Here is a 17,624-nt window from a genome sequence, read left to right as displayed (position 1 = left end):
CTTCCCATTCCGAACAGAGAAGTTAAGCCCGCCCGAGCCGATGGTATTGCCGTAACAGGTGGGAGAGTAGGTCGGTGCCTTTTTTTATACAACAGCCTTAGTACATTATGTACTAAGGCTGTTTTGCTTTTAAAGGATTTATTTTTAATATTATTGTAGCAAGATTAATAGTTAATTCGTATATGAATAAACTATGATTACGAAAAATTTACCATTATTAGATGTTATAGTATTATTCTTTGTAGGCTGTAACAAGAATGAGTATCAATTTGATGAAATTGAAGGTGGATCAATTGATTTGGTTGAAACAAACTAGTCTCTATATAAATCTGATGAAATACCAAGCGTAGTTCAAAATGGAATGAGATTTCCGATTATTTCATTTGGAAAGGATGGTTTTAGTGTTAAATCTTCGTGTAATCATATGGGAGCGGAAATGGAGTTAACAAATTCTTTATTCAATTTTAAGAGTTTCCGTAGTACTTATTTGACGTGTCATGGAAATCCACTTTTGATAGAAGATTATTTTTATGAACTTGTAGACATCAATATATTTTATAAATATAGTAAAGGAATTTTATACTTTTTAAAGACGATAAATTGATAGGTTCATTCAAAAGAATTGATTAGTCCTGTGTGGAGCTATATTTCATTTTTCCACCAAGATTAATTTCTATACCTTTGTATCCGAATGGGAACAGCATTAGACAATGGGATTAAACCGTATAATCATTACGGAGCTTATTTAAAAGAAAAATACAATGGACAAAAGGTATTTAAAGTTATCGTAGATGGTAATTTTACTTGTCCTAACCGTGATGGTAGCAAAGGATATGGCGGATGTACCTATTGCAATGTTGATTCATTTACACCCGATACGGCGCGAAAAATTCCTTCCATTCGTGAACAAGTCGAAAATGGCATAGAGCGAGCTCGTAATAATTACGGTGCCGAGAAATTCATTATTTACTTTCAACCTAATACGAATACCTATGCACCTACACATTTGCTAAAAATGATGTATGATGAGGCATTGAGTATAGATACAGAAAATGTATTAGGTCTTTCTGTAGGTACGCGTCCGGACTGTTTAGATTTTGAAAAAATCGCTTTATTGGAATCTTATACAGATAGATACGATGTCGATTTGGAGATGGGTATGGAATCTATTTACAATGAAACTTTAGATATTATAAATCGGGGCTGCTCACATGATGAATTCATCTCTACAATGAAAATGTTGGAAAACACGAAGTTGGAATTGTGTGTGCATACTATATTTGGTTTTCCTTGGGAAACTGAAGAGATGATGTTGCGCTATGCAGATGAAATTAATAAACTTCCGCAGATCAAATTTGTGAAGCTACATCATTTACATATAGTAGAAGGTTCTATTATGGGGGTGAAATATAAGCGTGAGCCTTTCAAATTATTCTCTATGGAAGAATACACGGAATTCTTAGCAAAGTTTATCCCATTATTGCGACCTGATATTATTATTCAACGTGTGTTTGGTATTGCTGACCAAGATTTATTAATTGCGCCTAATTGGAGGCTCAAAAAATCAGGAATTCAAAGTTATATTGACAAAGGTCTAGAGGCTAGAGGGGTACAGCAGGGAAGTTTGTATGCTATTTAAGATAAAAAAATGCGACTCAAAGTCGCATTTTTTATTGCTCTACGATCGATTTCAAATCAGCAGGAGAGTAGTTGATTGATTTCAACGTCTTATTGTCTCCTTCACGGAAAACCAAATATAAGCCGTCTACTTCCTTATAATACGAATCAACACCTTTTTCGTCTTTGTAATGTTTGATTGTCGCTTCGGCTTCTTCAACAGATTTGCAAGCTTTGCTCATATTCGAACGTTGTACTTCTTCGAATAAGGCATTGAATTTGTTACCTAATCCAAATTCTAATACAGCGCCAGACAAGACATATTGAATGTCACATAAAGCATCCGCGATCTCTACAATATCATTTGCTTGAATAGCTTCTTCTAATTCTTTTAATTCTTCAGCAATCAAAGAAACACGAAGTTTGCATCTTGACTCAGAAGGAATTTTTGGACTGTCTAATATAGGATGCTGAAAGGTTTTGTGAAATTCAGCTACAGATGTTAACGATTTAGGGTCTGTCATGTTTATTATATCTTTTAAATGATAAAAATACAAATCTTTGCTCTTAATAATAAAATGCTAAAAAGAATAAAGTCTCGATTTTTGTGTCGAGACTTTACTTATTATTTTACAAAGTGTTTTAATTGAATCAATTCTCTTTCTTCTAAATATCTCCAACGTCCACGAGGTAAATCTTTTTTCGTTAAATTAGCATAGACAACTCGATCTAGTTTTACAACTTCATAACCCAAAGATTCGAAGATACGTCTTACGACACGATTCTTTCCCGAGTGGATTTGAATACCTACTTCACGTTTGGATGCACCTGCAACATAACTCAAGTCGTCTGGTTTGATAACACCATCTTCCAATTCAATACCTACTTGTATTTTGTTGAAGTCACCTTGCACTAAATTTTTGTTTAACTCAACTTGGTACATTTTAGTGACATTATTACGCGGATGCGATAATTTTTCAGCTAAATTACCATCGTTAGTCATCAATAATAAACCAGTAGTATTTCTATCAAGACGACCAACAGGGTATATGCGTTCTTTTGTTGCTTTAGCAACTAATTGCATTACTGTACGACGTTCTTGTGGATCATCAGTTGTAGTAATATAATCTTTTGGTTTATTTAATAATACATAAACCATTTTCTCACGCTTAAGACGCTCGTTATTGTAACGAATTTCATCTTTTGCTGGATCTACTTTAGTACCTAACGACGTAACAGGTTCACCATTCACAGATACTACGCCAGCTGCGATTAACTCATCCGCTTTACGGCGAGAGCAAATACCTGCATTGGAAATATATCTATTCAAACGAATTAAGCCGTCATCTTCTGCTTCTTTATTTGCAGGCTTGTTAGCAGGCCTAAATTTTCTATTCGCAGAATACTTGAAATCGTTCTTTTCGCGTTGCTCTTGGTATTCTGAAGTAGGTTCTGGTCTTCTGTTTTTAGAATACCCTTCCTTCTCGAAAGATTTACCGAAAGGTTTTCTGTCGAAAGATTTTCTATCACTTCCACCTTCTTTATCAAATGATTTACCGAAAGGTTTTCTGTCGAAAGATTTTCTATCGCTTCCGCCTTCTTTATCAAATGATTTACTGAAAGGCTTTCTGTCGAAAGATTTTCTATCGTTTCCACCTTCTTTATCAAATGATTTACCGAAAGGCTTTCTGTCGAAAGATTTTCTATCGTTTCCGCCTTCTTTATCAAATGATCTACCGTATGATTTGTTGTCATCTCTATCATTTGATTTTCCAAATGACGGACGACCGAATGATTTTTTGTCGTCTTTACTGAATTTTGAAAAAGGTGATTTACCGAAAGATTTGTTATCGTCTTTTCTGTCTTTGCTGAAAGAAGATTTTCCGTAACTATCGGATTTAGCTCCGAATTTTTTGTTGGAATTATCTTTCGATCTAAAGCTTTCTGAGTTGCTTTTACTTTTTCTGGAGTTGTCCTCGCGACTGTTCCTTTGACTTTTGAATGGCATAATTTTTATATAAAAATAGAGTACAAAGTTACATAAAATAATCAATTAATTAAGTTTTTTTTATTTCTCAAAATACTGCATGCTATAGGCTTAAGGGGCTGTTTTTGCAATTCCATAAAACTCTCGCCTGTGTAACTGTTTGTTTTATAGCTTAATAGTTTGTACCTTTGGCGCAGCATAAATGGACCAAGCTATTTTTGATCGATGTTAGTATCGTGGATAGGTAGCATTAAGGAACTGAATGATTAAAAAAAGAGTAATGTGTATTACAGCAATTTTTTCGATAATGGTGTTATCGAAATTGCAATCAAGCCCCCAGGGAATTTCTTATGAAAACCCTTATAAAAAGATAATGTTGGATCACGCCGCTAGGCTTAAGGAGGAGATAAATTCACCAGCCAACAAAACGAGAGAATATTATAATTCTCTTACTTTCGCAGATGAGAATGTTCCTACTGAGGACGTATCTGTGAAGAGCAAATTAGGCAAGTATCTCGCGAAATTTTCTTTTAAGAAAGTTCGATCTCATGAGATGCATAACAAAGCAGATAAATATTTGCCCAAGATTGCTAAAATCCTTGAATCTTATGGAATCCCTGAAGATTTTAAGTATATCCCAATTGTAGAAAGTGGGTTGAATCCACAAGTGAGTTCGCACAAAGGTGCTGGAGGTTATTGGCAATTTATGCCAGCTACAGCTCGACTATACGGACTTAAGGTTAATGGGAAAGTAGATGAGCGTAAGGATTTTGAGAAATCGACACACGCTGCTGCACGCTATATCAAAGATTTGTATGATCAATTTGGTGACTGGACACTTGTCGCAGCTGCCTACAATGTTGGAGGAGGTAGTCTGAAAGCTTCTATTCGTCGACAAAAGAAAGATGACTATTATAAATTAAGATTGAACAATGAGACTGGTTCTTATGTCTATAAAATTATCTCTGTAAAAGAGGTGATTGAGAACCCTGTTAAATATGGGTATAATATTTAAATTTCTTTAATCAGATATATACAAAAAGGCTTGAAATTTTTCAAGCCTTTGTTATTTGGCGTGCCCGGCATGGGCGATAACTCTAGGGTGTAAGTCCCGAACACGCCATTACAGTTGGAAGTGTTAGCCGAAGGCAAGGGCATCCATCGTGAGGTGGAATCTGAAGGAAGCATTAGGCAAACTCTCGGTCTGACGGACAGAAACTACATATAAGGCCTAAGCTGCTGGATGAGGTTGCCAAACAAACTAAAGTCCTATACTGTACAGAAGCATCAAGGTAAATGTAGCAGACACATGAGAGGAAAGTTATCGTTCTTACCCGGGGAGATCTCACAGACTTGTGGAAGTTTTTTTTTCAGAAGCAAGGAGTAAAGGATTACTATGACTTAAACAAATGAATAACTGTTTTTTTCCGATTTTTATTCACGTCTTAATATTGTGAAGGCATAGGTGTGTCCAGGGTTAATATAAATTAATCTCACATGGGCTTCTAGATTCTCTTTAAAGTAGTTCCTAAGCAGCTGGGTGTGTCGAATAGCTTCTATTGTCTCTAATACTGCCGCAGATTCGATGTAATAATTTATTTCTAATGTTATTTATCACTAACATCTTATGTTTCCCCTCTTGTACTTTTCTGTCGAAATATGCTTTCATTTCAGTATTGTATTGTACGCTCGATAAAGCACATAAATGTAGTAGCTTCTTTAGCCTCTTATTAGCCATGTAGTGTACTCTGGGTTTACCCCTAATGCTTTTGCCTGAGGTATGTTCAAAGGGTACTACTCCACAATAAGAAATATCATCCTGGATGAACTGGACAGGGAACTCAGCTTCCGTGGACATAGATTTGTACGCTATGCAGATGACGCTAGTATCTACACGAAGAGTAATAAATCCGCGACTCGTATTATGGGCAACATAACCAGCTACATCGAATCTACACTAAAGCTGAAGGTGAACCGTGAAAAGAGTAAGGTAAGCAGACCTTCCCAAAGTAGTTTACTGGGCTTTAGTTTCTTCAAAACTCAAGGATACTGGCAGATTCGTATCTCTGCAAAGAGTATCGAACGAATCCGAGAGAAATTACGTCAAAATACTCGACGTAATACAGTTACTCCTATGCATGAGCGACTGACTAAACTACGGCAAATTACTCAGGGCTGGGTGAATTACTTTCGTATAGCAACGAATAAGAAGGTGATGGTAGCACTAGATAAACTAGTGCGAAGACGCTTGCGTGTTCTGCTTTGGAAACAATGGAAGACCACAGGTAATCGAATTGGTAACTTAATGAAACTGGGAGCCAAACGCTGGCTTGCCTATCAACATGCGAACATCCGTAAAATCCTATACGCGAACAGGGACAAGTCCTATCCTTCAAACAACGCTAACAAACTCATACTTTACTAAATTAGGTTACGAAGGATTTGCAGACTACTATTACTGGAGAACAACACATCAAACGACGTTATTCTAACAAACCGCCTTGGTACGGATCCGTATGCCAGGTGTGAGAAGACAGATAGGGAAATAATCCCTATCTTCCTACTCGATTTTGGTTATGTGACGAGAGTCACTTTTAATACCAAGTTGTGTCATTAGGCTGTCATCAAACAGTCATTACTTTTACTGCATAAAACAAAATGATAAAGTAATGCATCTAGAGCAGTTTAGTTACGACAACAGGATAGTACGCAATTTCGGTATTGCGACTATAATTTGGGGTATCGTAGGTATGTCTATCGGCTTGCTGGTAGCTTGCCAATTGATTTGGCCCGAGTTGAATTTTATGACCCAGTATACCACATTCGGTCGTGTTCGTCCTGTACACACTAATGCGGTAATTTTTGCTTTTGTGGGTAATGCTATTTTTATGGGGGTGTATTACTCCATGCAGCGTGTATTAAAAGCTCGCATGTTTAGTGATGTATTGAGTAAAATACACTTTTGGGGATGGCAATTTATTATTGTTGCATCCGCTATTACATTGCCGCTAGGCTACACCTCATCGCATGAGTATGCCGAAATGGAATGGCCTATCGACTTAGGTATTACCTTAATTTGGGTCGTTTTTGGTATCAATATGTTTGGTACTATTATCAAACGTAGAGAGCGTCATATGTATGTAGCTGTGTGGTTTTACATTGCTACGTTTGTGACCGTTGCAGTATTGCATATTGTGAATTCCATCCAGTTGCCAGTAACTTTTTGGAAAAGTTATTATGTGTATTCGGGTGTGCAAGATGCTCTAGTACAATGGTGGTATGGACATAATGCGGTCGCTTTCTTCTTGACAACTCCATTCTTGGGTATGATGTACTATTTCTTACCAAAGATGGCGAATCGTCCAGTTTATTCCTACAAACTTAGTATTCTACACTTCTGGTCTTTGATATTTATCTATATCTGGGCTGGTCCACACCATTTATTATACACGTCATTGCCATCTTGGGTGCAATCCTTGGGTGTTGTGTTCTCGATTATGTTGATTGCGCCATCTTGGGGAGGTATGATCAATGGTTTGTTGACATTACGTGGCGCTTGGGACAAAGTACGTGTAGAGCCTGTCTTAAAATTTATGGTTGTAGCCTTGACATGTTATGGTATGGCTACATTCGAAGGGCCGTTGTTATCGCTAAAACAAGTGAATGCGATTGCGCACTTCACAGACTGGATTGTAGCTCACGTACACGTTGGCGCATTGGGCTGGAATGGTTTTATGACGTTCGCGGTACTATACTGGTTGGTGCCACGTATTTACAAAACAGAATTGTATTCTAAGAAATTGGCTAACATTCACTTCTGGATCGGTACGTTAGGTATTTTGTTCTATGCCATTCCGATGTATTGGGCAGCCGTAGTTCAAGGTTTGATGTGGAAAGAGTTTACACCAGAAGGTGTATTAAAATACCCTAACTTCTTAGCTACTACATTAGAAATTTTGCCTATGCATATGATGCGTGCTATTGGTGGCGCAATGTATTTGGCAGGTGCAATTCTAATGACGTATAACTTGGCGAAAACCATGAAAAAAGGAAAATTGGTTGCGAATGAAGCTGCCGAAGCTCCAGCATTAGAACCTTTATTAGCAAATGAGCGCTCTGCACACCGTAGATTGGAACGTAAGCCAATATTATTTATGGTTCTTGCATTGATCGCAATCTTGATTGGTGGTATTGTGGAGATGATTCCAACATTCACAATTCAGAGCAATGTGCCAACTATTGCAAGCGTACAACCTTATACCGCATTAGAATTACAAGGTCGTGATTTGTATATCAAGGAAGGCTGTGTGAATTGTCACTCGCAAACCATTCGTCCTTTCCGTTCGGAAACAGCACGCTACGGCGAATATTCTAAAGCAGGTGAATTTGTGTATGACAGACCATTCTTATGGGGATCAAAACGTACTGGACCAGATTTACACCGAATCGGTGGTAAGTATCCTAATAAGTGGCACTTTGACCACATGTTGGATCCGACAATTACTTCTCCAGGAAGTATTATGCCTGCTTATCCTTGGATGATAGAGCAAGAACTTGATAATTCTGATTTGGTAACTAAAATGAAAGCCATGCAAACATTAGGCGTTCCTTATACGGACGAGCAAGTTAATAATGCAGTGCAAGATGCAATGAGTCAAGCGGATGTTATTGTTGCTGATTTAGCTAAAAATCAAGTGGATGTAAAATCTGATCGCGAGATTATTGCGCTAATTGCCTACTTGCAACGCTTAGGGACAGATATTAAAGCAACTACAACAGATAAATAATCATTAAAGGAAGATATTATGTTTAAGCAAATAACAAATTTACAAGGTGATGAAATTTATTTGATGACTTCGCTATGGATATTCCTCATATTCTTTGTGGTGGTGGGTTTGATGTTATTCTTCATGAAAAAAGATCACATCCAATATATGAAGGAGATTCCTTTTGATGAATCTGAGCCAAAGTCTGATTATTTATCTGATAGAAATTAGTAGTATGAATGAAATGATAAATGGTGCTGAAGCAATTGCTGAAGTATCGCAATGGAAACTTGGGACAGTCAATTTATATAATGATATTTTAATTATTACACTGATCATTGTGATGATCGCATTATTATTTGCTGCATTAGTAATAAATAAAGCGATGAAGTCTATTTTGAATATCACAATGCCCGACGTTGTAAAACGCGAAGCAGAGGAAAAGCGAGCTAAGGCTGCCGAAAGCAAAATAAGAAATCTTGCAACTTGGCGTAAATTGATGGGAGTAAGACCTATCGAAGAAGAAAAGGATATAACTATCGACCACGAATACGATGGTATCCAAGAGCTTGACAATCCTGTGCCTTTATGGTTCAATGCTTTGTTCTATGGTACAATAGTTTTTGGCTTGATTTACCTTCTAGTTTACCATGTATTTGGATGGGGAATGAACCAAGATCAAGAGTACTTGCACGAGGTGGCTATGGCTGAAAAAGCAAAACAAGAGTATTTAGCGCAAGCAGCAAATTTAGTCGACGAAAGTTCTGTAGAGTTTAATGCTGCATTAGCTCCAGCGGGTAAGGCTATTTACACTGCCAATTGTGCAGCATGTCATGGCGCGAATGGTGAAGGTACAATTGGACCAAATCTTACAGACAGATCTTGGCTTCATGGTGGAGAAATAAAAGATATTTTTAAAACTGTGAAATATGGTATTCCAGAAAAAGGTATGGTTCCTTGGGAACAAACATTAACGCCTGGCCAAATTGCTGAAGTATCAAGTTATATCATAACATTGAGAGATAGTAATCCTGCTAATCAAAAAGCTGCAGAGGGTACTGCAGTAGAAAAATATGCTTCTGAAAATGTGGAAGAGGCAGATGAGCAGTAAGTAAAATATTGTGTTTAATTATTAAGTGAATAAAGTGAGCAAAATGGAAGCAGTGGTGAACAATAACGAAGGTCCGGTCTTACCGTCAAAAGAAAAGAAGCGAAATTGGATTTATGCCAAAAAGCCTTTTGGAAAATTGTATGTGTACAGGCAATGGGTTGGTTATAGTTTGTTGCTGTTTCTATTTGCTGCTCCATTCATCAAGTTGAATGGCAATCCATTCTTGATGTTTAACATTGTAGAACGTAAGTTTTCCATCTTCGGAAATATGTTCTTTCCACAAGATCTGCATATTTTTGTTTTTGCATCGCTGATCATTTTAGTCGGAATTGTACTTTTCACGGCAGTATATGGTCGTGTATGGTGTGGTTGGACTTGTCCACAAACCATTTTCATGGAGTTAATATTTCGAAGAATTGAATATCTCATCGAGGGGGACTGGACGCAACAGAAAAAGCTTAATGAAGGGCCAAATACTGATGCGAGAGCTTGGAAGAAACTACTAAAGCACACGGTATTTATTCTTATTTCTTGTTTTATATCCAATATCTTTTTAGCCTATATCATTGGTGTTGATGAACTTCTGAAAATCATATCCGATCCGATAGATCAACATTTAGGTGGATTTACTGCTATTGTAATATTTACAGCACTATTTTATTTTGTATTTGCACACGTAAGAGAAATTGTATGTACTACAATATGTCCTTACGGAAGATTTCAAGGTGTTTTGCTGGATGATCAAAGTATGTCTGTAGCCTACAATGCAGAGCGAGGTGAGCCAAGAGGCAAACTAACTAAACAACAAGAAAATAAACTTGGCGATTGTGTAGATTGTGGATTATGTGTACATGTTTGTCCTACTGGCATCGATATTCGAAACGGTGTACAGCTCGAATGTGTGAATTGTACTGCTTGCGTGGATGCTTGTGATGCTGTGATGGACAAAATTGGAAAGCCTACACGACTTATCGGCTTTTATTCATTAGGTGAAGTTGAAGGGAAAAAGGATTTTAAGAAAAGTCCTGTTCGCCCAATCTTATACACTTCTGTTATGGTGATTTTATCCATTGTGTTTTTTTACCTGATATTCAACAGAGCTCCAATCGACGGCTCATTATTACGTGCTACGGGTAGTACCTACCAAACCATGCCAGATGGTAGAGTTAGCAATTTGTATACCATTGAATTGATAAATAAAAGTGGACAAACTATTCCTTTTGAAATGAAAGCTACTGATCCGAATTATGAATTGCAATTAGTTAATAAAATCGATTCCTTAGCAAAAGATGGAACTGCTAAGCTGTCTTTCTTTTTGATTGCGAATAAAGACAAAATTGAGACATACAAAACCAAGACCTCCGTGCAGATATTATCTGAAGGAAAAGAAGTGAATCGGTTAAAAACAACGTTTATCTGTCCTCCGGGGTCTAAGAAATAAAGCTATGAATTGGGGAAGTAAAATTATTTTGGGGCTTGGAAGTTTTATGTTATTCATCGTTGTTACGGTAATTTATATGGTTTCAAAAGATTCCGATACCTTAATAGATGAGAATTATTATGAAACTAGTCTGTCGTACGATGAAGTTTACAATAGTAAGAAGAACTTAATCCGCGATAATGCTAAGCCTATTCTAACATTAGAGAATGATTCATTGATTATACAATTTATCGCTGCGGAGAATAGCGGGAATATTAGTTTTAAAAGGCCATCCGACGGATCATTGGATCAGGTAATTCCATTTGAGGTAAAGGGATTAGAGTTTAAATTGCCAGTATCAACATTCTTAAAAGGAAATTGGAATGTAGAAATTTCATGGAAACAAGCAGGAAATAACTACGTTCACATTCAACCATTATACATTCAATAACCATGAGTTTTCAAATGTTGGGCTTTTTCATGGGCTTGTTTGGCAGTGTACATTGCACCTTAATGTGTGGTCCTCTGTTATTTGCATTGCAACAACATCAAGAATTTTCTATTGCTACCGTACTTAATAAATTTTTGTATCAAACCGGTAGAATATTGACATATGGGTTAATTGGGCTTTTATTTGGAGTTTTAGGATCCTCCTTTGCGATGAAAGGTTGGCAACAAGGGCTTTCGATTTTTACTGGAGTGTTTCTTTTGCTAATAGGCTTTTCTTATCTATTTATCCATAAATTTCCTTCACTTGCATCATTTCAGACAAAAGCAATTCAGCCTTTTGCGAAAGCGATGAGCAAATGGATGTATAAGCCAAATGGGTCATTCGTAGCTGGAATGTTGAATGGTTTTTTGCCTTGCGGAATGGTTTATATGGCAGTGGCTTCGGCATTGAATGCTGAAAACTCTTTGTCAAGCTTTCAGTTTATGGTTTATTTTGGGCTAGGGACATTGCCACTTATGCTTGTCTTCTCTTTATTGACGAATCTTCCGAAAAAACTCTTTAAAGTCAAATTTTCATCCATCTTACCTTTTTTATACATAGTAATGGGCATTTGGTTTTTGCTTCGGGGCGCGAATTTGGATATACCTTACCTCAGCCCATTATTATATATTGATGGAGCTATTTCTTGCCAATAATTAAGAGATAGCGAATTTTCTATTGATCATATATTTGTAACGTAAATATAAGAGAATAGAAGATACTAACAGTGCAAAAGTCAATCCGTACCATACTCCTTGCACGCCTATTTCTAGTTCTACGCCCATATAATATCCTGCTGGTAGACCGATTACCCAATAAGCAAATAAGGTGATGATTGTTGGGATATTAACATCTCCAATACCGCGCAAAATACCTAGACCGATGACTTGAGTGCCATCGAATAATTGAAACAAACCAGCTATAATCAATAACTGAGCAGCCAATGCAATTACTTCGGGGTCAGTCGTCATTAACGAAGCCAATGTATGATTGAAAACCGCAAAAAGAATAGCCGTAAATATCATAAAACCTAAAATGATGTTATACGATATTTTTGCAAAAGTTTTAAGACGTTCAAAGTTTTCTTTTCCGTAGCTATTACCAATCTTAATAGTCACAGCACTTGCAATACCCGTTGCCATCATGTAAGTCATGGATGCAAGCGTAATAGCTACATTGTGTGCTGCCTGATCCAACGCGCCAATTTTACCAGCAATAAGTGATGCGCCAGCAAATAGACCTACTTCAAATGTGTATTGGAAAGCTACAGGAGTACCGATCTTAAGAATCGCTTTGATTTTTTGTGCTTGCACAGCGAACATTCTGAAGTGTACCATGTAATCCTTGAAATATTTTGATTTCAACACATACCAACACATGACCACCATCATCAAAATTCTGTCGATCAATGTCGCTATTCCAACACCAGCTATACCCATTGGTTCAATTCCGTACATACCTTTTACGAATACAATGGCTAATATTACATTCAGCACATTACCCCAAATCGTAATACGCATTGCCTGTTTAGTAAATCCTAGACCTTCTGCAAATTGCTTGAACGCATTAAAAATCATCAATGGGAAAATCGAAAGAGCAAGTACAAATAAGTAAGGTTTTGCTTCTTTCACGACAATTGGGTCTTGATCGGCATGTTGCATGCCATACATCGATCCATAATATACCCCAAAGAATAGAAGAATACTCACGAAAATATTAACCCATAAACTATTGGATAATAGTTTAGCAATTTCTTTTTTGTCGTTTTTTCCACTCGCCTGTGCTATAAGTGGCGTCAATCCGTAGGCAATACCTAAACCAAATACCAACACCATCATAAATACGGAGTGCGCTAAGGAAGATGCTGCAAGTGATATTTTACCCAAGAAATGACCAATAATCATGGTGTCAGAAGTCTGAACCAACGTGTGACCCAGCTGCGCAATAATAAGTGGTCCTGCTAAAGCCAATGCACTTATGTAATAAGTTTTGTGCTTTTTAATATTATTAAACATACAAATTTGAAATAGCCTGCAAAGTTACGAATGTTTACGTGCAAACTAATGGGTTTTCAAATGTGTCTAAATATTTACAAATAACTATTGGTCAAAAAGCAGAATACACTTACCTTAGCAATCTTAGAAATACAAAATTGAATCTAAAATGACTTTAGCATTTTTAAATATTGGTACGCAAGAAATGATTTTCATCGTGATTATCATTTTGATGTTGTTTGGTGGTAAAAAATTACCTGAGTTGGCAAGAGGATTAGGAAGAGGTATTCGTGAATTCAAAGATGCTTCAGAAGATATCAAACGCGAGATTTCAGATCAAATCAATAATTTCGAAAAAGATCTTGACGTTACAGCAGAAGACAAAAAGACAAATACTTCAGCGCCTATTGAAAATACTCCTACAGCGGATGCATCTCAAGTAGATGGTGCAGAAGAGGTGGCAGCCACAGACGCTCCAGCAGAAAAGAAATTCCCACAGTTTACGCAACCTGAAAATTCAGTCCAACACGATCCAGGAGCGCATCCTGTAGACGAGACTGAGTATTACAAATATGGGTATAATGATTATTTTGCAGAGGAAAGGCCAGAAGGCGAAGAGTCCAAAGTAGAGGATGCAGATACATCTGTAGAAAAACAAAAAGATAAACCATCACAAAACGTATAATTTAGCATTAAATCTATAATAGAAAGCTGTTGAAAGAGTATTTCAGCAGCTTTCTCGTTACTACTCGAATATATACATGCATATGTCACACGAAATCATAATTTCGAATGAGTTGTCTATCACACAAAAACAAGTGAGTACAACCGTAGCTTTATTGGATGAAGGCGCTACTATACCTTTTATTTCTCGTTACCGTAAAGAATTGACTGGTTCATTGGATGAAGTTCAGATTACGGCTATTCGTGATCGTATCCAACAATTACGTGATTTGGACAAACGTAAAGAAGCTGTATTAAAATCTATTCAAGATCAAGGAAAGTTAACACCTGAACTCGAAGCGTTGGTTCGTGGGGCAGAGACAATGGCTACATTGGAAGATATCTATTTACCATACAAACCAAAACGTCGTACCCGTGCTTTAATAGCTCGTGAAAAAGGATTGCAGCCATTAGCAGATTATTTATTAGAACAGAAATCTGGTGAGGTTGAAACTTTTGCAGGACAATTCTTAAATGAAGAATTAGCCGTTAATAGTTTGGAAGAGGCCTTAGCTGGTGCTAGAGACATAATAGCTGAAACAATTGCGGAAGATGCGGAGGTTCGTGCGCAATTGCGTAAAGTTTTCTTGGATAAAGGAAATTTCGTATCGCGTGTGGTTCCAGGAAAAGAGGAGCAAGCCCAGAAATACAAAGATTATTTCGAATGGTCAGAGCCTTTGGATAAAGCACCATCTCATCGCGTGTTGGCTATGCGCCGTGGCGAAAAAGAAGAATTGCTTTATTTAGATATTGAAGTAGATGAAGATGTTGTGGTTCCAAAAATTGAGTCTATCTATATAAAAGGCAAAAACGATGCATCCAAACAAGTGGAACTGGCATTATATGATGGATACAAACGACTATTGAAGCCATCGATGGAAACCGAAATTCGCGTATTGACTCGTCAACGTGCGGATGAAGAAGCTATAAAAGTTTTTGCGGACAATGTGCGTCAATTATTATTAGGAGCACCACTTGGACAAAAGCGTTTATTAGCGATTGACCCAGGTTTCCGTACAGGATGTAAAACAGTGGTATTGGACGCCCAAGGAAATTTATTGGAAAATACAGCGATATTTCCGCATACTGGATCGGGAGGCGCAGCAGAAGCAGAGCGCACAATCAAATATTTGGTGTCAAAATATGATGTTGAAGCCATTGCTATTGGAAATGGAACAGCAGGTCGTGAAACGGAAGACTTTGTTCGCAAGTTAGGGTTGAACAATGTGACCATTGTGATGGTCAATGAAAGTGGAGCTTCGATTTATTCAGCTTCTGAAGTAGCTCGTGAAGAATTTCCAGATCAAGATGTGACTGTGCGTGGCGCTGTATCAATAGGTCGTCGTCTGATGGATCCTTTGGCTGAATTGGTAAAAATTGATCCGAAATCTATCGGTGTTGGTCAATACCAGCATGATGTTGATCAGAATAAGTTACAAACGGCTTTGGACGACACGGTTATTTCTTGTGTGAATGCAGTAGGCGTGGAATTAAATACAGCATCAAAACAAATTCTATCGTATATTTCTGGCTTGGGTCCAGCATTGGCACAGCAAATTGTAAATTACCGTAAAGAGAATGGCCCATTCAGTTCACGTCGTGAGTTGAAGAAAGTTCCAAGACTTGGAGACAAAGCTTTTGAACAAGCCGCAGGTTTCTTACGTATCCGAAATGCAAAACATCCGTTGGATGCTTCTGCGGTTCACCCTGAACGTTATGCTCTGGTCGAGCAAATGGCGAAGGATTCGGGTGTAGAAGTGATTGAATTAATGAAAGACGAGCAACTTCGTAATAATATTGATTTGAAGAAATACATTTCGGATGAAGTAGGCTTACCGACATTAAATGATATCATTGCCGAATTGGCAAAACCAGGTTTGGACCCACGTGAACAATTTGAAGCTTTTTCATTTACCGACGGAGTTAATGCTATTTCGGATTTGAAAGTAGGGATGAAATTACCAGGAATCGTTACGAATATTACCAACTTTGGTGCATTTGTAGATATCGGTGTGCATCAAGATGGATTAGTACATTTGAGTCAAATGTCTAATAATTTTGTGTCTGATCCACACGAAGTCGTGAAAGTACAACAGCAAGTAATGGTAACTGTTACTGAAGTGGATGAGAAACGTAAACGTATCGCTCTTTCCATGAAAACGGAAGAAAAAGTTCCTCCACGTAAGCGTACTGAACGAAGAGAAGAAAAAGTTCCTGAAACTGATATGGCAGCAAAACTAGCTGCACTGGCTGGAAAATTTAAATAATTATTAAAGCTTATTGATTGTAAAACGTCATCTCGTTAGACGCCTTTCGAAATGACGTTTTATTATTTTAAAAGTTGCTTATTTTTTCTCAGCAATTAGCGAATAAACCATTGGAATTTTATTATCCAAATGCTGAATTCTGAATTTTTTAGGTTCAAATTCTATTGTATGTTGAAAGCAATTGTAAGGTGAATAATCGTATTCTTCAAAAGAGCTAATCGTAAGTTTATTGTGTATTAAACTCGATAAGACTTCACTCAAACTATGATTCCAACAAACATATTCTTGATTCAAATCTGCTGAGCGATCAGCATAAGTTCCAGCTTCTATTTCTACAATTGGCCCCGTATTGAAATAATTATATCCGACTTTTTCAAAATTATCATCAAACATCCATACTACGGGATGAAATTCCACAAATACAAATTTGCCTTGAGGTTTTAGAAATTTTGAAATCACAGCAGCCCATTTATTCAAATCAGGAAGCCAAGCTATCGTGCCATAACTAGTATATACTATATCAAATTCTTGATCTAAATGTTGCGGTAAGTCATATATATCACAGCAAAGAAATTGTGCTGATGAATTAGTTTCTTGCGCCAATTTTTTAGCAGCTTCTATTGCCTTGTCGGATAAATCAACCCCAACTACTTCAGCACCTAATCGACTCAGCGAAATACTATCCTGACCAAAATGACATTGCAGATGCAATATCCTTTTGCCCTTTACGTCGCCAAGTAATGAGATTTCAATCGGATTTAAAGATGTATTTCCAGAGAGGAATCCTTTTAAATCATAAAATTCAGATTCTACATGATGAGCAGTTCTTCTATTCCATGAATCTTTATTTATTTTTAAGTAATCAAGTGGCTTTTGCATTGGTTTTTAATTTCATTAGGCAATAAATATAAGATAATATTTTCTAAGCATTTGGTATATTCGCTTGTATGACTATCCAAGAATTTAAAAACTCATTGACTGAAAATTTTCCATCAAATTCGCTTTCGGTACAAATTGAGGCATTATGGTGGGATGCAAAAGGTGACTGGAAGCAAGCGCATGATCTGATTGATCATTTGGACGATGCTATCTCCGCACATATACACGCGTATCTACACCGAGTAGAAGGAGATTTTTGGAATGCGCGGTATTGGTATAACCGTGCCAAACAGCCTGAGTTTAAAGGTTCTTTGGATGAAGAATGGGAATATTTGTTAGAGAAATATATGTAAAAACCCACAACTCTTTT

At 37.1% G+C, this 17,624-nt stretch carries 18 protein-coding genes and 1 rRNA gene; 14 read left to right on the top strand and 5 right to left on the bottom strand.

Annotated features, from left to right (window positions below; all coding sequences use genetic code 11):
• The 3 genes from rrf to FLS47_RS03440 form a co-directional block, all read left to right on the top strand.
• A 5S ribosomal RNA gene (rrf, locus tag FLS47_RS19125) occupies positions 1 to 83 on the top strand; the annotation flags it as partial.
• Between the two features lie 110 nt (positions 84 to 193).
• On the top strand, positions 194 to 316 hold the full coding sequence (locus FLS47_RS18745; protein ID WP_262713851.1) for a hypothetical protein: 123 nt from the start codon (positions 194 to 196) through the stop codon (positions 314 to 316).
• 375 nt (positions 317 to 691) lie between these two features.
• Positions 692 to 1,639 (top strand): TIGR01212 family radical SAM protein, encoded by a 948-nt coding sequence (locus FLS47_RS03440; protein ID WP_149912996.1) that lies wholly within the window; start codon positions 692 to 694, stop codon positions 1,637 to 1,639.
• A 31-nt stretch (positions 1,640 to 1,670) separates the two neighbouring features.
• Here the strand turns inward: FLS47_RS03440 and FLS47_RS03435 are convergent, their stop codons facing one another.
• Both FLS47_RS03435 and FLS47_RS03430 read right to left on the bottom strand, forming a co-directional pair.
• Complete coding sequence (locus FLS47_RS03435; RefSeq protein WP_149912995.1) at positions 1,671 to 2,141, bottom strand: pyrophosphohydrolase domain-containing protein; 471 nt, start codon at positions 2,139 to 2,141, stop codon at positions 1,671 to 1,673.
• Positions 2,142 to 2,242: 101 nt separating this feature from the next.
• Positions 2,243 to 3,625, bottom strand: coding sequence for a pseudouridine synthase (locus tag FLS47_RS03430; RefSeq protein WP_149912994.1), 1,383 nt, complete (start codon positions 3,623 to 3,625; stop codon positions 2,243 to 2,245).
• A gap of 352 nt (positions 3,626 to 3,977) precedes the next feature.
• On the opposite strand from FLS47_RS03430, the gene FLS47_RS03425 reads away from it, so the two are divergent.
• Complete coding sequence (locus FLS47_RS03425; RefSeq protein WP_223225116.1) at positions 3,978 to 4,619, top strand: lytic transglycosylase domain-containing protein; 642 nt, start codon at positions 3,978 to 3,980, stop codon at positions 4,617 to 4,619.
• A 513-nt stretch (positions 4,620 to 5,132) separates the two neighbouring features.
• Here FLS47_RS03425 and FLS47_RS18930 read toward each other — a convergent pair.
• Positions 5,133 to 5,462: a transposase gene (locus FLS47_RS18930; RefSeq protein WP_149912992.1), complete on the bottom strand. Its 330-nt coding sequence runs from the start codon at positions 5,460 to 5,462 to the stop codon at positions 5,133 to 5,135.
• Here FLS47_RS18930 and FLS47_RS03415 point away from each other — a divergent pair.
• The 7 genes from FLS47_RS03415 (at position 5,385) to FLS47_RS03380 (ending at position 12,047) form a co-directional block, all read left to right on the top strand.
• Positions 5,385 to 6,029, top strand: a complete 645-nt coding sequence (locus FLS47_RS03415; RefSeq protein WP_223225115.1) for a group II intron maturase-specific domain-containing protein — start codon at positions 5,385 to 5,387, stop codon at positions 6,027 to 6,029. The two genes, FLS47_RS18930 and FLS47_RS03415, sit on opposite strands and share 78 nt — an antisense overlap.
• 244 nt (positions 6,030 to 6,273) lie before the next feature.
• Positions 6,274 to 8,391: a cytochrome-c oxidase, cbb3-type subunit I gene (ccoN, locus tag FLS47_RS03405; RefSeq protein WP_149912991.1), complete on the top strand. Its 2,118-nt coding sequence runs from the start codon at positions 6,274 to 6,276 to the stop codon at positions 8,389 to 8,391.
• 18 nt (positions 8,392 to 8,409) lie between these two features.
• Positions 8,410 to 8,601, top strand: coding sequence for a hypothetical protein (locus FLS47_RS03400; RefSeq protein ID WP_149912990.1), 192 nt, complete (start codon positions 8,410 to 8,412; stop codon positions 8,599 to 8,601).
• Positions 8,602 to 8,605: 4 nt separating this feature from the next.
• On the top strand, positions 8,606 to 9,481 hold the full coding sequence (locus FLS47_RS03395) for a cbb3-type cytochrome c oxidase N-terminal domain-containing protein (protein ID WP_223225114.1): 876 nt from the start codon (positions 8,606 to 8,608) through the stop codon (positions 9,479 to 9,481).
• Positions 9,482 to 9,524: 43 nt separating this feature from the next.
• Positions 9,525 to 10,922 carry a cytochrome c oxidase accessory protein CcoG gene (ccoG, locus tag FLS47_RS03390; RefSeq protein ID WP_149912989.1) on the top strand — a complete coding sequence of 466 codons (1,398 nt, stop codon included), beginning with the start codon at positions 9,525 to 9,527 and terminating at the stop codon, positions 10,920 to 10,922.
• Between the two features lie 4 nt (positions 10,923 to 10,926).
• Positions 10,927 to 11,352, top strand: a complete 426-nt coding sequence (locus tag FLS47_RS03385) for a FixH family protein (RefSeq protein WP_149912988.1) — start codon at positions 10,927 to 10,929, stop codon at positions 11,350 to 11,352.
• Between the two features lie 2 nt (positions 11,353 to 11,354).
• Entirely contained in the window at positions 11,355 to 12,047 is a 693-nt protein-coding gene (locus FLS47_RS03380; protein WP_149912987.1) for a sulfite exporter TauE/SafE family protein, read from the top strand.
• Here the strand turns inward: FLS47_RS03380 and FLS47_RS03375 are convergent, their stop codons facing one another.
• Positions 12,048 to 13,406 carry an MATE family efflux transporter gene (locus FLS47_RS03375; RefSeq protein WP_149912986.1) on the bottom strand — a complete coding sequence of 453 codons (1,359 nt, stop codon included), beginning with the start codon at positions 13,404 to 13,406 and terminating at the stop codon, positions 12,048 to 12,050.
• Positions 13,407 to 13,554: 148 nt separating this feature from the next.
• Between FLS47_RS03375 and FLS47_RS03370 the strand changes: the two genes are divergently transcribed.
• Both FLS47_RS03370 and FLS47_RS03365 read left to right on the top strand, forming a co-directional pair.
• Positions 13,555 to 14,070, top strand: coding sequence for a Sec-independent protein translocase subunit TatA/TatB (locus FLS47_RS03370; protein WP_149912985.1), 516 nt, complete (start codon positions 13,555 to 13,557; stop codon positions 14,068 to 14,070).
• A gap of 82 nt (positions 14,071 to 14,152) precedes the next feature.
• Positions 14,153 to 16,375 (top strand): Tex family protein, encoded by a 2,223-nt coding sequence (locus FLS47_RS03365; protein WP_149912984.1) that lies wholly within the window; start codon positions 14,153 to 14,155, stop codon positions 16,373 to 16,375.
• A 78-nt stretch (positions 16,376 to 16,453) separates the two neighbouring features.
• Here the strand turns inward: FLS47_RS03365 and FLS47_RS03360 are convergent, their stop codons facing one another.
• Entirely contained in the window at positions 16,454 to 17,254 is an 801-nt protein-coding gene (locus FLS47_RS03360; protein WP_149912983.1) for a class I SAM-dependent methyltransferase, read from the bottom strand.
• 68 nt (positions 17,255 to 17,322) lie between these two features.
• Here FLS47_RS03360 and FLS47_RS03355 point away from each other — a divergent pair, with 68 nt between their 5' ends.
• Entirely contained in the window at positions 17,323 to 17,607 is a 285-nt protein-coding gene (locus tag FLS47_RS03355; protein ID WP_149912982.1) for a hypothetical protein, read from the top strand.
• The last annotated feature ends 17 nt before the right edge of the window (positions 17,608 to 17,624 follow it).

Origin of the sequence: Sphingobacterium cavernae (assembly GCF_008520265.1) — a bacterium.
In the GTDB taxonomy this organism is placed as follows: Bacteria; Bacteroidota; Bacteroidia; order Sphingobacteriales; family Sphingobacteriaceae; genus Sphingobacterium; species Sphingobacterium cavernae.
The sequence above is the reverse complement of the archived record's forward strand: the minus strand, read 5'-3'. Positions and strand labels throughout refer to the sequence as shown.

Excerpts from the sequence above, each read along its gene's own strand:
- FLS47_RS03385 (WP_149912988.1), top strand. The coding sequence starts at position 10,927 with ATGAATTGGGGAAGTAAAATTATTTTGGGGCTTGGAAGTTTTATGTTA.
- FLS47_RS18930 (WP_149912992.1), bottom strand. The coding sequence starts at position 5,462 with ATGTCCACGGAAGCTGAGTTCCCTGTCCAGTTCATCCAGGATGATATT.
- FLS47_RS03440 (WP_149912996.1), top strand. The coding sequence starts at position 692 with ATGGGAACAGCATTAGACAATGGGATTAAACCGTATAATCATTACGGA.
- FLS47_RS03435 (WP_149912995.1), bottom strand. The coding sequence starts at position 2,141 with ATGACAGACCCTAAATCGTTAACATCTGTAGCTGAATTTCACAAAACC.
- FLS47_RS18745 (WP_262713851.1), top strand. The coding sequence starts at position 194 with ATGATTACGAAAAATTTACCATTATTAGATGTTATAGTATTATTCTTT.
- FLS47_RS03365 (WP_149912984.1), top strand. The coding sequence starts at position 14,153 with ATGTCACACGAAATCATAATTTCGAATGAGTTGTCTATCACACAAAAA.
- FLS47_RS03400 (WP_149912990.1), top strand. The coding sequence starts at position 8,410 with ATGTTTAAGCAAATAACAAATTTACAAGGTGATGAAATTTATTTGATG.
- FLS47_RS03425 (WP_223225116.1), top strand. The coding sequence starts at position 3,978 with ATGTTGGATCACGCCGCTAGGCTTAAGGAGGAGATAAATTCACCAGCC.
- FLS47_RS03360 (WP_149912983.1), bottom strand. The coding sequence starts at position 17,254 with ATGCAAAAGCCACTTGATTACTTAAAAATAAATAAAGATTCATGGAAT.
- FLS47_RS03355 (WP_149912982.1), top strand. The coding sequence starts at position 17,323 with ATGACTATCCAAGAATTTAAAAACTCATTGACTGAAAATTTTCCATCA.
- ccoG (WP_149912989.1), top strand. The coding sequence starts at position 9,525 with ATGGAAGCAGTGGTGAACAATAACGAAGGTCCGGTCTTACCGTCAAAA.
- FLS47_RS03415 (WP_223225115.1), top strand. The coding sequence starts at position 5,385 with ATGTTCAAAGGGTACTACTCCACAATAAGAAATATCATCCTGGATGAA.
- ccoN (WP_149912991.1), top strand. The coding sequence starts at position 6,274 with ATGCATCTAGAGCAGTTTAGTTACGACAACAGGATAGTACGCAATTTC.
- FLS47_RS03430 (WP_149912994.1), bottom strand. The coding sequence starts at position 3,625 with ATGCCATTCAAAAGTCAAAGGAACAGTCGCGAGGACAACTCCAGAAAA.
- FLS47_RS03395 (WP_223225114.1), top strand. The coding sequence starts at position 8,606 with ATGAATGAAATGATAAATGGTGCTGAAGCAATTGCTGAAGTATCGCAA.
- FLS47_RS03375 (WP_149912986.1), bottom strand. The coding sequence starts at position 13,406 with ATGTTTAATAATATTAAAAAGCACAAAACTTATTACATAAGTGCATTG.
- FLS47_RS03370 (WP_149912985.1), top strand. The coding sequence starts at position 13,555 with ATGACTTTAGCATTTTTAAATATTGGTACGCAAGAAATGATTTTCATC.
- FLS47_RS03380 (WP_149912987.1), top strand. The coding sequence starts at position 11,355 with ATGAGTTTTCAAATGTTGGGCTTTTTCATGGGCTTGTTTGGCAGTGTA.